The sequence below is a fragment of the Arsenophonus nasoniae DSM 15247 genome, assembly GCF_000429565.1.
GTDB lineage: Bacteria > Pseudomonadota > Gammaproteobacteria > Enterobacterales > Enterobacteriaceae > Arsenophonus > Arsenophonus nasoniae.
On the sequence record NZ_AUCC01000046.1, the window covers coordinates 1 to 14922 of the forward strand.

General features: G+C 39.9%; 11 protein-coding genes and 1 pseudogene. 7 read left to right on the top strand and 5 right to left on the bottom strand.

Annotated elements, in window-relative coordinates:
• The 5 genes and pseudogenes from G468_RS20510 to fdhD all read right to left on the bottom strand — a co-directional run.
• Positions 1–203, bottom strand: a pseudogene (locus G468_RS20510) (hypothetical protein); the annotation flags it as partial.
• Positions 204–314: 111 nt separating this feature from the next.
• A complete protein-coding gene (locus G468_RS0110375; protein ID WP_026823065.1) occupies positions 315–1133 on the bottom strand; it encodes a TonB-dependent receptor plug domain-containing protein in 819 nt (272 codons plus the stop codon).
• 35 nt (positions 1134–1168) lie between these two features.
• Entirely contained in the window at positions 1169–2428 is a 1260-nt protein-coding gene (locus G468_RS0110380; RefSeq protein ID WP_162143420.1) for a surface lipoprotein assembly modifier, read from the bottom strand.
• A gap of 162 nt (positions 2429–2590) precedes the next feature.
• The gene (locus tag G468_RS0110385; RefSeq protein WP_026823067.1) at positions 2591–3331 is read right to left on the bottom strand and encodes a Slam-dependent surface lipoprotein; all 741 of its coding nucleotides are present in this window, start codon (positions 3329–3331) and stop codon (positions 2591–2593) included.
• A 343-nt stretch (positions 3332–3674) separates the two neighbouring features.
• Positions 3675–4505 (bottom strand): formate dehydrogenase accessory sulfurtransferase FdhD, encoded by an 831-nt coding sequence (fdhD, locus tag G468_RS0110390; RefSeq protein ID WP_026823068.1) that lies wholly within the window; start codon positions 4503–4505, stop codon positions 3675–3677.
• Between the two features lie 163 nt (positions 4506–4668).
• Between fdhD and fdnG the strand changes: the two genes are divergently transcribed.
• From fdnG to G468_RS0110430, 7 genes are all read left to right on the top strand, one after another.
• Complete coding sequence (fdnG, locus tag G468_RS0110400; RefSeq protein ID WP_155846988.1) at positions 4669–7716, top strand: formate dehydrogenase-N subunit alpha; 3048 nt, start codon at positions 4669–4671, stop codon at positions 7714–7716.
• Between the two features lie 11 nt (positions 7717–7727).
• A complete protein-coding gene (fdxH, locus tag G468_RS0110405) occupies positions 7728–8675 on the top strand; it encodes a formate dehydrogenase subunit beta (protein WP_026823071.1) in 948 nt (315 codons plus the stop codon).
• On the top strand, positions 8672–9322 hold the full coding sequence (gene fdoI, locus G468_RS0110410; protein ID WP_026823072.1) for a formate dehydrogenase cytochrome b556 subunit: 651 nt from the start codon (positions 8672–8674) through the stop codon (positions 9320–9322). Before fdxH ends, fdoI begins: the two co-directional genes overlap by 4 nt.
• A 153-nt stretch (positions 9323–9475) precedes the next feature.
• On the top strand, positions 9476–10408 hold the full coding sequence (fdhE, locus tag G468_RS0110415) for a formate dehydrogenase accessory protein FdhE (RefSeq protein ID WP_026823073.1): 933 nt from the start codon (positions 9476–9478) through the stop codon (positions 10406–10408).
• Between the two features lie 19 nt (positions 10409–10427).
• Positions 10428–11822, top strand: a complete 1395-nt coding sequence (selA, locus tag G468_RS0110420; protein WP_026823074.1) for an L-seryl-tRNA(Sec) selenium transferase — start codon at positions 10428–10430, stop codon at positions 11820–11822.
• Positions 11819–13684 carry a selenocysteine-specific translation elongation factor gene (selB, locus tag G468_RS0110425; protein WP_026823075.1) on the top strand — a complete coding sequence of 622 codons (1866 nt, stop codon included), beginning with the start codon at positions 11819–11821 and terminating at the stop codon, positions 13682–13684. Before selA ends, selB begins: the two co-directional genes overlap by 4 nt.
• Positions 13685–13819: 135 nt before the next feature.
• Positions 13820–14827, top strand: a complete 1008-nt coding sequence (locus tag G468_RS0110430; protein WP_026823076.1) for a zinc-binding alcohol dehydrogenase family protein — start codon at positions 13820–13822, stop codon at positions 14825–14827.
• Positions 14828–14922 lie beyond the last annotated feature (95 nt).

A 14922-nucleotide genomic window follows, 5' to 3' on the forward strand; every position in this document is an offset into this window, starting at 1 on the left:
AATTGGGGGCCGAGTCGGACGCAGTGGCGTATGGCTTCTTTTAGGGTGTCATAAAAAAATTCAGGCGGTCTGTCATCATCATTTTCGGGTGGGAGAGAGAGCATAAAACGTTTCGGATAAACAGGCGCTATGGCACGTGAAGTGACGGGCAGCCTGCCTGATTTAACCGGTTTACGCTTTCTGGGAGATTTATTGCGAGCCATCGAGATGAATCCCTGAAAAAAATTAACCTACTGCAGAGTATAAAACAGTACTCAACTCATTAACATCCCCGAAGCAGCACCGCTGCGCCGCTCACGCGTAGCGTGCTACGTTCAGGCGAGCAATAAATCAAATTTTTCTTGGCGTAAGCCAACGGCAACCCGATAAGCATAATCGTCCAAACCGCCTAATTTTCTATCATGGTAATGATGGGGATGGATGTTGATTAAAGGATCATCAAATAAAAAGGCATAAGCTTTCATTCCTTCAGGAAGATTACGATAGTCCTCGCCTAATGGTAAATTTTTGAGTCGCGGTTTGATTGCGTTATTGCTACCCTCTAATTTAACCGCGAAACCAAAGTTTTCATTTGCTGGCAGAATATCATTAATATTAATTGTTTTGATGGTGATACCACCGCCGACCGAACTTTTAATATGACGTGATAGCGAAGGCCCTTTTTCAATTTCAATTGAACTGATTAAATTAGGATCAAGATAGTTTCGGTTATTGGCACCATTGTAGCCGCGGGTTACTGTAATTGATTGCTCAGTACCATCGACGGTTAAGGGGATCCGCCCTTGTCCTTGAATGCCACGAATATTGGGATCGATTGCAGCGCCATTGCGTGCTTCACCGCTATATACACCCGGCGTAGATTGAAACAGATCCGCAGGGGATGAGCCCTTGAAACGTTCTATCATCTCTTTGCCAATATAAATATTGGAAATATTTTTATCATAGATATTGTCATAACCCTGTTCATCTTGTTGTGACATATCAGAAACCTGAATTTTACCTAAATGTTTTTTTTCCGTGTTTGCTTGCTTGTTCGAAGATTGCTGTTCAGCATAGCTAATAGCGGGGATAACCAAAGTAGAAAGTGATATAGCAAATGCTATCGGTTTTTGGTGGCAGTTTAAAAAATACATGATTTCCTTACCTAAAATAATTTTTAAATTAACAATCAAAAATAACGTTCAAAATTGAGTTGTAGATCGTTTTTTTGATAGCGATAAAGCCAGCCGACATTGCTATTATTCTTGCGATGAAAAAAGGTAATAGAGGGTGTGAAGCCAATAATTTTTATGGTTAGTTTTAATTTAATTGCATAGATCCATTCTGTATCACGCCGCATAGCGCCTAATCGGTTATCAAAGTGTTTAAATTGATGTTGATTCCAAAGTGATGAAAAACTGGTTTCTAGATAAGGTAATGACTTAAATTTAACGCCACCGCCAATATCATAGCGGTGATAATCGTTTATTTGCCATTGATGGAAATGTTGAGAAGAACCCAAAGAGAGATACCAATCAATATTGTTAAGAGGATAATTAATGGAAAAAGAAATTTCATGCTTCAGGCCATTATTATGTTGTCCTTGGTAATAGTCTTTCCATTTAAATTGGTGATTTAGGACAAAATCTAATTTAGCGGCTATATCAGGACGATAACGCCACTCAATTTTTCCCCCTATTTCATAAGCATTTGGATCTTCTTCCCCTTGTTCATAACCCAATAAGGGGCCGGCTAATAAATAATGGTATGAGGATTGAAAATGGTAGCCAGCATAAATATTGGCTTTATATCCATTATAGGTATTGTTTTGCCGATAGATTTGACCATTTGCCATTAGGCGAATAAAAACCGCATGAGGCTCTTGCAACATAAATGCCTGTTGGGTCATACCGAATAAAGAAAAGCCTGATGAAGTAATTTTTTTTGGCATTTTACGAGTTAATCGGCAATCGCCAGCACTATTTTTTTGTAAGCACTCTGCTGGGCTACCAGGCGATTTATTCAGATTATCGGTTAGGTGGTAACCTAGTGAAAGTGTGGCAAAGAAAGGATTTTTATTATTAACCACAGTGAGAAGATATTTTATTTTTTTCTTAACCAGGTCAGGTAAATCTTGCTGTGCTATTAATTCATTTAATAATAACTTTGCTTTATGATAAATTCGGTTTTCAATATAAATATAACTTAAATCGAGCTTGGCACGCGTAAAATGAGGATTTATTATTATCGCCTGGGATAAATAGTGCATAGCAGATTGAGGCTCTCGATTTTTATATGATAAACAACCCTGAATAAAATAGATTAAACTCTTATCGTGATAATTACTTATTATTAATTGATTTAAATAATCTTCAACTTGATGCCAATCTTTTTTATTAATAGCAATAAAAATATTATTAATATAATTTTTATTATTTATTTTATTCATTTGTGTATTATTTATTATCAATGAATTAGCGATAGTTAATTTTATATGAAAAAAATAAGAAATAAATAGGATTATAATTAATCGTTTCCTGTTAGTCATTTTTATTTCCATAACAAAAAAGAGCATAGGTTTTCCATGCTCTTTTTAGATTTAAAAAATCAATTATTGTTTAGTGCCGGCAAAAGCAGTATCTAATTGATGATTATCTTTAAATTGAGTAATACCCGCTAAATAGTTGGCATTATTACCAAAGAAGTGGCCTGTGGTGGTTCCTTCAATTGAATCAGCAGAAGCTTTGCCGCTGAAAGAGCCATTCTCATTAATATCTGCATCAATATTCATGGTTAATGCACTATGACTAAATGAACCTTTCAAGCTGTTCTGCGCAAAATCTGCGGTTAATTCACCGGTCATAAAACCATTGTTGGAATAATCGTTGATCGCTTTGATAGCATAGATAGCGGTACCGGCATTTGGCATTTCTGGCGTAATGTCTTTACCTGCATAGTAAGCGGTGTGAGAGGCAGAAGACATATTATTATCTTGCGCCCATTCTCCGAAGAAAACATCAACATCATCGAGTTTGGCAAATGCAAATGAACCCATATTGGGGTGGTGGGAAGAGTTGGTACCACCAAGCTTATAAACGTTATTATCATCTTTGTCAGAGTAGGTCGTTAAACCGGAAAAGCCGATTTTCTTACCTCCATGTAACTCAGAAACACCGATAGCTGGATCACCTTTTTCCGCTTTATGAAAGAGATAAGAGGCTTCTTCCATTTCACCAATAATCAGATAATTACCATGAGAAGTATTCGATTTATTATAACCGGTTGCTGCATAGCTAAAGCCAATATATCCAATTGATAATGTAAGCAAGGTAATAATATTTAATTTCTTCATTTTTAATTCCTTGAAAAAATATTACTTTTTATTTGACAAAAAAATGGCATAGACAAATAAAGCTTTGCCTTAAATAAACCTTAAATTAAAAAACAACTCAAGTAAATGATAATAATTATCATTTACTTGCAAAAAAATAAATATATAACTAAGGAATTTAATAGCGGTATGATTTAATTTTATTTTTTAATATTAGTGGTTATTAAGTATTAAAATTTTAAATTTAAAAATGTGATCTCAATTGAAAAAATAAACCAATAAATAGAAACCAATTATTTTATAAAAGATTTTTTCTATTTATTTAATGATATTTATTGAATATAAATAATATTTTTAAATTTAATTATCCCGTTAAGCGTTCGGGATAACTAAAAATAGTGGCTTTACCCGATCGACAAAAGCCAACTAATGTTAATTGATATTTTTGTGCCATTTCTACCGCAAGTGAAGTGACAGCTGAGATAGCAAATAGAATTTCTACCCCGCAGGTTGCTACCTTTTGTACCATTTCATAACTTGCTCTGCTTGAGATTAATACCGCACCGTTTTGCCATTTTTCACGGCTTTTCATACCGAGAAGTTTATCCAGGGCGACATGACGGCCAATATCTTCGCAGCCTCCAGCTAGCTCACCGGTTGGGGTTATCCAGGCTGCAGCATGCGTGCAACCGGTTAATTGGCCAATTTTTTGGATCGTATTTAATTGCGATAAAGCCTGATCCAGATAATTGAGTGAAAATGATTGGGTGAAAGGCAGAGGATTAATTGGGCGAAACAGTTGGCTAAGTTGTTCTGTACCACAGATACCACAGCCAGTACGGCCAGTTAGATTGCGTCTGTGTGTTTTCAATGCCATAAACTGGCGAGGTGATAGTTCAATATTTAATTCTATGCCGTTTGAACCATAGTTATTTATATTGATATCACGAATTTCGTCAGCAGCTTGGATAATGCCTTCAGACAGTGAAAAACCTAAGGCAAATAACGTTAAGTCTTTTGGGCTTGCCATCATAACAGCATGAGAGATGCCGTTATAGACCATGGCGATAGGGACTTCTTGTGCAACATTATCCAGATTAAAAAGATTAAGATTTCCCTTTTTGCAAATTTTTATTTCAGATGTTCCGATTTTTTTAATATCACCCATCATTTTTGTTGCATAAAAATTACTCATTAGCCGAATTCCTAATAATATAATACATTAAAAGAGATTACATTAATTATTATGAATTGAATTTGATCCGGCGAAAAAAGATCGGTTTTAAAAAAATGATGACCTGTTTTACTGTTTTATTTTATGAAAATCAATGTCAGTAATGTGAATGAGGAGATTTTTAATGCAAGTCAGCAGAAGACAGTTCTTTAAGATCTGTGCTGGCGGTATGGCAGGTACAACGATTGCTGCTTTGGGTTTTGCTCCGGCAACAGCCTTAGCGTCTGCGCGTCAATATAAACTATTACGTGCCAGAGAAACCCGAAATACCTGTACATACTGCTCAGTAGGTTGTGGATTATTAATGTATAGTCTTGGTGATGGTGCTAAAAATGCCAAAGAAAGCATATTTCACATAGAAGGTGATCCAGATCATCCGGTAAGTCGAGGTGCTTTATGCCCGAAAGGCGCCGGTCTAATCGATTTTATTCATAGTGAAAGTCGTTTGCAATTTCCCGAATATAGAGCGCCAGGCTCCGATAAGTGGCAACGGATTAGCTGGCAAGAAGCATTTGATCGAATTGCCAAGTTAATGAAAGCCGATCGGGATGCTAATTTTATTAAAACGGATCCTGCTGGGACAACGGTTAATCGTTGGTTAACAACAGGTATGCTGTGTGCCTCGGCCAGTAGTAATGAAACCGGTTTTATTACCCAGAAATTTTGTCGGGCTCTGGGAATGTTAGCGGTTGATAATCAAGCTCGTGTCTGACATGCGCCAACGGTAGCAAGTCTTGCTCCAACATTTGGTCGCGGTGCCATGACAAACCATTGGGTGGATATCAAAAATGCCGACCTGATTATTGTCATGGGTGGTAATGCGGCGGAAGCTCATCCAGTCGGATTCCGTTGGGCCATCGAAGCAAAAATTCACAATAAAGCCAAATTGGTTGTCATAGATCCGCGTTTTACCCGTACTGCATCAGTGGCGGATTTTTATACTCCTATTCGTTCAGGTACCGATATTACCTTTTTATCGGGAATTATTAACTATCTGATAACTAATAATAAAATAAATAGTGAATACGTACGATCTTATACCAATGCCAATTTAATTGTGCGGGATGATTATCATTTTGAGGAGGGGTTATTTAGTGGTTATGACGCTAAAAATCGCCAGTATGATAAAACTTCCTGGAACTATGAATTAGATAGCAATGGTTTTGCTAAACGAGATGAAACTCTACAAAACCCACATTGCGTTTGGCAGCTGTTGAAGACGCATGTCAGTCGATATACGGCAGAAGTGGTTGCCAATATTTGTGGAACTCCGCAAGAAGATTTTATTAAAGTTTGTGAATATATCGCTGAAACTAGCGAAAAAGATAAAACCGCTTCTTTTCTTTATGCGCTAGGTTGGACACAACATTCTATCGGTGCGCAAAATATTCGTACCATGGCGATGATCCAACTATTGTTAGGTAATATGGGAATGGCAGGTGGTGGGGTTAATGCTTTACGGGGGCATTCAAATATCCAGGGTTTGACCGATCTTGGCTTGCTGTCGCAGAGTTTAACCGGTTATATGACTTTACCATCGGAAAAACATAGCACCTTAGCCAGCTATTTAGCTGCAAATACCCCAAAACAAACTCTTCCTGATCAGGTTAATTATTGGAGTAACTACCCTAAATTTTTTGTTAGTTTAATGAAAACCTTTTATGGCGATAAGGCGCGAAGAGAGAATGATTGGGGCTTTGACTGGTTACCTAAGTGGGATAAAAGTTACGATGTTTTACAATATTTTGACATGATGAATAAGGGGGAAGTTAATGGTTATATTTGTCAGGGATTCAATCCACTGGCCTCTTTCCCCAATAAAAATAAAATCATTAGTGCATTGTCCAAATTAAAATTTTTAGTCACTATTGATCCATTAAATACCGAAACCGCTTGTTTCTGGCAAAATCATGGCGAATTTAACGATGTGCAGTCAGCAGAAATCATGACCGAGGTTTTTCGTTTACCCTGCTGCTGTTTTGCCGAGGAAAATGGCTCGATTGTGAATTCAGCTCGTTGGCTACAGTGGCACTGGAAAGGTGCTGATGCACCAGGAGAAGCCCTTGGCGATGGTGAAATTTTAGCCGGAATTTTTCATCGTTTACGTCAGCTATATCAAGAACAAGGTGGCGCAGTACCTGAGCAGCTATTGAATATGTGCTGGAATTACTATGATCCCTATCGCCCAACCGCGGAAGAAATTGCGCAAGAAAGTAATGGCTATGCGTTGGCAGATTTGACTGATGCTAATGGTAATCTTCTGGTGAAAAAAGGTGAGTTACTTTCAGCTTTTGCGCAATTACGCGATGATGGTACCACCAGTAGTGGTTGTTGGATTTTTGCCGGCAGTTGGACGCCGGCAGGTAATCAAATGGCGCGTCGTGATAATGCTGATCCTTCTGGTTTAGGTAATACGTTGGGTTGGGCATGGGCTTGGCCGGCTAATCGCCGGATCCTTTATAATCGAGCATCGGCAGATCAGGCTGGTAAACCTTGGGATCCTAAACGTCAATTAATCGAATGGGATGGTAGCAAGTGGGCAGGCATTGATATTGCTGATTATAGCAATGCCACGCCAGAAAGCGGTGTTGGGCCGTTTATTATGCAACCGGAAGGGTTAGGTCGTTTATTTGCCATAGATAAGATGATAGAAGGCCCATTTCCTGAACATTATGAACCTTTTGAAACGCCATTAGGAACCAATCCTTTACATCCGAACGTTATCTCTAATCCTGCAGCACGTATATTTGATGATGATCTTAAGGCATTAGGGAATGCCGAAAAATTCCCTTATGTTGGCACGACTTATCGTTTAACTGAACATTTTCATTTTTGGACTAAACATGCGCATTTGAATGCGGTTATTCAACCCGAGCAATTTGTTGAAATTGGTGAACGATTGGCAGAGAAAAAAGGTATTAAAGCGGGTGATATGGTTAAGGTGAGTTCTAACCGTGGTTATATCAAAGCGAAGGCTGTGGTGACTAAGCGTATCCGTACTTTAAAGGTAGATGGTCGCGAAATTGATACGATTGGTATTCCAATTCATTGGGCTTTTCAAGGATTGACGCGAAAAGGCTTTATTGCCAATACTCTGACGCCATTTGTTGGTGATGCCAATACTCAGACACCTGAGTTTAAAGCGTTCTTGGTTAATGTGGAAAAGGTGTAAGGAGGTAGATGATGGCTTCTCAAGATATTATTCGCCGCTCTGCGACTAATTCGCTGACACCTGCTCCTCAAGTACGCAGTGATAAAGAGGCAGTGGCAAAACTGATTGATGTAACCACCTGTATTGGTTGTAAAGCGTGTCAGGTAGCCTGTTCCGAATGGAATGATATTCGTGATGAAATTGGCCATAACGTTGGTGTTTATGATAATCCGTTAGATCTAACGGCGAAATCATGGACTGTGATGCGTTTTGCTGAAGTTGAAGAGAAAGGGAAATTAGAATGGCTGATCCGTAAAGATGGCTGCATGCATTGCGCAGATCCGGGTTGTTTAAAAGCTTGCCCTTCTGCGGGTGCGATTATTCAGTATGCTAATGGGATTGTTGATTTCGACTCAGAACATTGTATTGGTTGTGGTTATTGCATTGCCGGTTGTCCTTTCAATATCCCCAGATTAAATAAAGAGGATAATCGAGTTTATAAATGCACTCTTTGTGTCGATCGGGTTGAAGTCGGCCAAGAACCCGCTTGTGTAAAAACTTGCCCAACTGGTGCGATTCATTTTGGTAGTAAGTCATCGATGAAACAACTGGCTACTGAACGGGTTGAAGAATTGAAAACCCGTGGTTATCAAAATGCGGCGCTTTATGATCCGCAAGGTGTTGGAGGTACCCATGTCATGTATGTATTACATCATGGTGATAAGCCCGAACTATATCATGGTCTGCCCGCTAATCCGACTATCAGTTCCACCGTCACTTTTTGGAAAAGTATCTGGAAACCGCTAGCTGCCGTCGGGTTTGCCGTTACTTTTGCCTCAGCATTTTTCCATTATCTGACTGTAGGGCCAAATCGAGTTTCTGATGAAGATGAGGCGGACAAACAGCCAAATAGAGATGATGTAACGTCAGCAAAAAGCAAGAAATTGGTGAGTAAAAAAAAAGAGAGGGATAACCGATGATAAAAAAACCGAATGAAAAAATTATCCGCTACTCTGCCAGTGTAAGAATTAATCACTGGCTAATGGTTATCTTTTTTTTATTTACAGCAATTAGCGGCTTAGGTTTTTTCTTTCCCTCGCTAAACTGGTTGATGAATATTTTGGGTACGCCACAACTTGCAAGAGTGCTACATCCATTGTTGGGTGCTGTGATGTTTGTGCTGTTTGTTGGCATGTTTGTTAGATATTTCAAACATAATTTTATTGAAAAACAAGATATTGTCTGGGCTAAAAATATTGGCAAGATTTTGAAAAATGAAGAAGCAGGTGATGTTGGTCAATATAATTTAGGCCAAAAAGGAGTATTTTGGCTGGCAGCTGTTTGCCTGTTTTTACTTTTGGTTAGCGGTATTATTATTTGGCGGCCTTATTTTGCCGATTATTTTCCCATCCCGATTATTCGTTTGGCCTTGCTTCTTCATTCTGTTGCGGCGATTGGTCTAATAATGACAATTATTATTCATGTGTATGCTGCTATATGGGTAAAAGGCTCTATTCGAGCAATGGTTGAAGGATGGGTAACCCGAGCATGGGCAAAAAAACATCATCCCCGTTGGTATCGTGAGATTGTTGAAAGAGAAAAGCCTCGGCAAGAAAAGAGTGGCTAACCGCGTTTCTTTGAGTAGTAATAACAGGGGCAGAATAATTATATTCTGCTTTTTTTATGTTATTTATCCGTTTATAGATCCCTGTTAGCTTTTGGTCTATTCTGAGATTTATTGGGCAATAATGGTAAAATAAATCATTAAGAGAGCGCATTTATGAGCATTAGGATTTTACCTAAAGAAGAGATAGGTAAAAATGAGCTAAGCAAAAATGGCATCAGTCATATCCCGCCGGTATTATTTCCAGATTTAAACAATCTATATCAATCCCGGGCTGAACGTTTTCAATCATTAGCGACGCCAGAAAATCCATTTAGTGAATATCTGCTATTTGCTGCTCATGTTACTCGCGCTCAACAAAATGCACTCTATAAACATCCTTTGATGCTGGATATCATGGCTATTCTGCAACAATCGATGGTCGCCAATAAACCACCATTAGATTGTAAAACCTTTATTCGTACTGACCATTGGCACAAATTATTTGCTTCTTTAATTACTGAATTGGCTCCGGTGGTACCCGAACAAGTAAAGCCTGCATTAGAAAATTTAACCAAAGTTTCTATACATCAACTAGAGTTGATGGCAACAGCATTACTCAATGGTGAATTTAGTCGAGTACCATTAGAACAAGCGCTCTTTATTTGGGCGGCACTTTCATTGTTTTGGGCACAAATGGCCAGTCAAATTCCGGGTAAGGCTACCGCTGAAAATGGTGAACATCGACAATTTTGTCCAGTATGTGGCAGCATTCCAGTTTCTAGTGTTGTGCAAATAGGGACAAATCAGGGGTTACGTTATTTGCATTGTAATTTGTGTGAAACGGAATGGCATGTTGTACGGATAAAATGTAGCAATTGTGAGCAAACAAAAGAATTAGATTATTGGTCCTTAGCCAGTGAATATGCGGCGATTAAGGCTGAGAGCTGTGGTGATTGCGGCAGCTATTTAAAAATTCTTTATCAGGAGCGAGATGCGAAGGTTGACGCCGTTGCTGATGATCTGGCTTCCTTGATTCTGGATGCTAAATTGGAAGAAGAGGGGTTTGCCCGTAGCAGTATTAATTCATTTTTATTTCCTTGTGAATAATTTAAGGTTTTAATAAGTTATGTCCAAAGATGTTACTTCATTATATCGTCAGTTACCTGCCATCGATTATTTACTGAATGAAGCGTCGGTTTTACCCTTGATAGAAGGTTATGGCCGAACTCAAGTAACAAAGATATTACGCAATATGCAGCAGCATGCACGAGAGCAAATAAAACAACAGCAATGCTTACCTGTGTGGCAAAGTGATTGGATTGCTGCCCTTACTTATCAACTTCAACGGCAGCAAAATTCCGGCTTGCGGCCAGTTTTTAATTTAACCGGCACGGTGTTACATACTAACTTAGGTCGTGCGTTAATGGCAGAAGAAGCGATTGAAGCGGTGGCTCGAGTAATGCGTTATCCAGTAACCTTAGAATATACACTTAATGAAGCAGTGCGTGGACATCGAGATCGAATATTGGCTGATTTGCTTTGCGAACTAACAGGTGCGGAAGATGCTTGTATTGTTAATAATAATGCTGCCGCAGTGTTATTAATGTTAGCAACCATCGCACCAGGACGGCAAGTTATTGTGTCGCGAGGAGAATTGGTCGAAATTGGTGGGGCATTTCGCGTGCCAGAGGTAATGAAACAGGCGGGTTGTCAGTTGGTAGAGGTAGGAACAACTAATCGAACTTATCTGCAAGATTACCAGCGTGCAATAAATGAAGAGACGGCTCTGTTAATGAAAGTCCATACCAGTAATTACCGTATTTTAGGTTTTACTGCTGAGGTTGAAGGTCAGCAACTCGCTCAACTTGGTGCTGAATATAACATTGCTACTGCGATTGATTTAGGCAGTGGGGCTCTGATTGATATGACCCAATATGGTTTACCGGCTGAGCCTATGCCGCAACACTATCTGGCACAAGGTGTTGATCTGGTCTCTATTTCCGGTGATAAATTACTTGGTGGCCCACAGGCGGGAATTATTTTTGGGAAAAAATGTTGGATTGACGCCATTCAACAACATCCGTTAAAACGCGCGTTACGCGCGGATAAAATGACACTAGCTGCCCTTGAGGCTACTTTGCGGATCTACCAGCAAGGCGAAAAAGTGACAACCTCGTTACCCACCTTTAACTTTTTGACACGACAACAAGCGGAAATTCGCCAACTGGCGCAGCGACTTATTGAGCCGATAAAACATCATTATGGTGGTAAATTTGCGGTTAAAGATGAAGCCTGTTTTTCCCAGATTGGTAGTGGTTCACTGCCAAATGAACGGCTGGCGAGTTGGGCGATAACATTTACGCCGAAAAATAATAACAATAATCTATTAGTCTCATTGTCTCGTCAATGGCGACAATTAGCTACCCCGGTTATTGGTAGGATTTCCGCTGGCCGCTTATGGCTTGACTTACGCTGCCTTAATGATGAGGCTAAGTTATTACAGGTTTTATTAAAACAATGATTTTTGCTACCGCCGGTCATGTTGACCATGGAAAAACTGCCCTGATCCAAGCCGTGACAGGGATTAATACGCTACATTTACCCGAAGAAAAAAAACGCGGCATGACGATTGATCTTGGGTTTGCCTATTGGCCCCAAGCAGATGGCAGTTCGATCGGTTTTGTTGATGTTCCTGGTCATGAAAAGTTTCTCGCTAATATGTTGGCTGGTATTGGTGGCATATCCCATATATTGCTGATCGTAGCTTGTGATGATGGCATTATGGCGCAAACCAGAGAACACCTGGCTATTTTACGTTTAATAGGTCGCCCACAGGTAATTACTGTATTGACTAAAGCTGATCGTGTCTCCCATGAGCAAATTCAAGCGGTACAATTGGCAATTTCACAATTGTTGGCTGAGCATGGGTGGTTGCAGGCAGCCTATTTTGTTACTTCTACCTTGACTGGGGAAGGCATTCCTTTATTGCGATCATATTTGCAAATGTTACATGGTCAAAATGGCCAGCATGCCAAACTTGGTCATCGATTTCGTTTAGCGATCGATCGTGTATTTAATGTCAAAGGTGCAGGTTTAGTTGTAACCGGCACAGCTTTGTCTGGCCAAGTGTCTATTGGTGATACCCTATGGTTAACAGGAATAGATAAGCAAGTTAAAATTCGGCGCTTGCATGCGCAAAACCAACCGGTATCACAGGCACAAGCCGGTGAGCGGATTGCTTTAAATCTGACCGGTGATATTAGCAAAAAACAGATTTTCCGTGGCGATTGGTTATTGAGTGAACAGCCGGCGTTTGCGGTTAATAAGGTGTTGGTTGAAGTGGAAGCGAATGAATGTTTAAAAAATTGGCAACCATTACATCTCTATCATTCCGCTAGTCATGTGACCGGACGTATCGCTTTATTAAACCAATCATCAGATAAACCTTTACTGGCTGAGTTATCCTTCGATACACCTTTATGGTTGGTGGATAATGATCGATTAATCTTACGCGATATTAGTGCCCAACGTACCCTTGCTGGCGCGCGGGTAATAAAACTTCATTCGCCACGCCGTGGTAAACGTCAAGCCAAATTCCTTTGTTGGTTATCGCAGTTGGCTAATATGAGCGGCGATAAAGAAAATTTGGCATTTCAACTACCAAGTGGTGAATTATCACTTAGTGATTATGGTTGGGCGCGTCAACTAACGAGTTCCGCATTAGAAGCGTTAGTTTCGCAATTTGATGTGCTTATGGTTAACAATATTGTCTTTTCTCAAGTGAATGCACAGCAAGCTAAACAGCATTTGATACAAACATTAGCTGAGTATCATCAAAATCATGCTGATCAGCTAGGCGTAGGCCGGGCCCGCTTAAAACGCATGGCATTACCTGGGTTGAATGATGAGCTGGTGTTTACCCTACTGCGTCAACTGGTTGATGAAAAAAAAGTCATGCAAACCCATGGCAGGCTCCATTTAGCCGAACATAGTTTAGTGTTTGATCAGCAACAGGCGCAATTATGGCAACAGTTAGAGCCCTACTTTGTGGCAGAACAGCCTTGGTGGGTACGGGAATTAGCGGCAAAAATTGAGCAAGATGAAGTTATCGTTCGCCATTTGTTGCGAAAAGCGGCAAAAATGGGTTTAATTACCGCTATTGTGTCTGATCGTTATTATCATAATTTACAAATTCAACAATTTGCCGCCATTATTCGACTTTATAATCACCGGGAAGGCGCCATTACGGTTGCCAATTTTCGCGATGAATTAGCCATAGGGAGAAAGTTAGCGGTGCAGATTTTAGAATTTTTTGATCGAAGCGGTTTTACGCGACGTAAATCTGATGCGCATATTTTAAGAGATAAAGGGTTGTTTGAATAAATTATTTTAAGTTGCTCATATTTGTACTGCCTATAAATTTATTAAAATGTTAAGCAGTTAGCTTAATTTTCTAGCATCGCAATATGTTCACTTTTCCTTTTGTTGATTGAAATTTATTGCTTTATGGAGTCAGCAATGAAAGCGATTGTTTTTACTGATCCTACCCTACCACTCACCGATATACATTCACTTTATGCAACCAAGTTGGCCAAGCCCCAACCACAGCCGCGTGATCTGTTGGTGAAAATTGCGGCGATTGCGGTAAACCCGGTGGATAGCAAAATCCGCCAGCGTGAAAAGCCTAATGTGCCACGTATTTTAGGTTGGGATGCTTGTGGTGTGGTGGAGTCTGTTGGTAGTCAGGTTAGGTTATTTAAACCTGGCGATTGGGTCTATTATGCCGGTTCAATTGATCGGCCAGGATGTTATGCCGAATATGGACTAGTCGATGAACGCATTGTCGGACATAAACCAAAATCGTTAACAGCCGTTCAAGCAGCCGCTTTGCCATTGACCTCAATTACTGCTTGGGAACTGTTATTTGACCGGCTAGCGGTTGCGGAGAATGGTGCTGCCGGTAGGTCTATATTAATTGTTGGTGCTGCTGGTGGTGTTGGTTCGATGCTGATCCAATTAGCGCGTCAGCTGACAAAGTTGCGCGTTTTAGCCACCGCTTCACGGCCGGAAACACAACAATGGGTCAGTCAGTTAGGGGCGCATGCGGTTATTAATCATAAAAAACCGTTTAGCCAACAACTGGCTGCGTTAGGTATTCAACATGTCGACTATGTGGCTTCATTAACTCATAGTGATGATTATTATCAGCAAGTGTTAGAGATTCTTATTCCACAAGGCAAATTAGCCTTAATCGATGATCCTAAAAACTTAGATATTATGCCAATGAAACGTAAAGCCCTCTCATTGCATTGGGAATTTATGTTTACGCGGCCTGTTTTTCAGACCAAAGATATGATCAAACAGCATCAGTTATTGCAACGCGTGGCCGGATTGATCGATCAAGGGATATTAAAAACCACCATCAGTGAAGAAATGGGTAAAATTAGTGCTGAAAATTTACGACTTGCCCATCAGAGAATTGAGAGTGGCAAGGTTTGGGGCAAACTGGTATTGGCTGGTTTTTAATTTGCTGATTACGGTACTGATCTAACTTTAGCGGTGCTGAATTTGCACTTCTTTTTATTATTGACTAATTGTATATGTTGGCGAAGGAAATAAGT

Bases quoted from the DNA above. Each gene is read 5' to 3' on its own strand.
- G468_RS0110375 (WP_026823065.1), bottom strand. From the start codon at position 1,133: ATGTATTTTTTAAACTGCCACCAAAAACCGATAGCATTTGCTATATCA.
- G468_RS0110380 (WP_162143420.1), bottom strand. From the start codon at position 2,428: ATGAATAAAATAAATAATAAAAATTATATTAATAATATTTTTATTGCT.
- G468_RS0110385 (WP_026823067.1), bottom strand. From the start codon at position 3,331: ATGAAGAAATTAAATATTATTACCTTGCTTACATTATCAATTGGATAT.
- fdhD (WP_026823068.1), bottom strand. From the start codon at position 4,505: ATGAGTAATTTTTATGCAACAAAAATGATGGGTGATATTAAAAAAATC.
- fdxH (WP_026823071.1), top strand. From the start codon at position 7,728: ATGGCTTCTCAAGATATTATTCGCCGCTCTGCGACTAATTCGCTGACA.
- fdoI (WP_026823072.1), top strand. From the start codon at position 8,672: ATGATAAAAAAACCGAATGAAAAAATTATCCGCTACTCTGCCAGTGTA.
- fdhE (WP_026823073.1), top strand. From the start codon at position 9,476: ATGAGCATTAGGATTTTACCTAAAGAAGAGATAGGTAAAAATGAGCTA.
- selA (WP_026823074.1), top strand. From the start codon at position 10,428: ATGTCCAAAGATGTTACTTCATTATATCGTCAGTTACCTGCCATCGAT.
- selB (WP_026823075.1), top strand. From the start codon at position 11,819: ATGATTTTTGCTACCGCCGGTCATGTTGACCATGGAAAAACTGCCCTG.
- G468_RS0110430 (WP_026823076.1), top strand. From the start codon at position 13,820: ATGAAAGCGATTGTTTTTACTGATCCTACCCTACCACTCACCGATATA.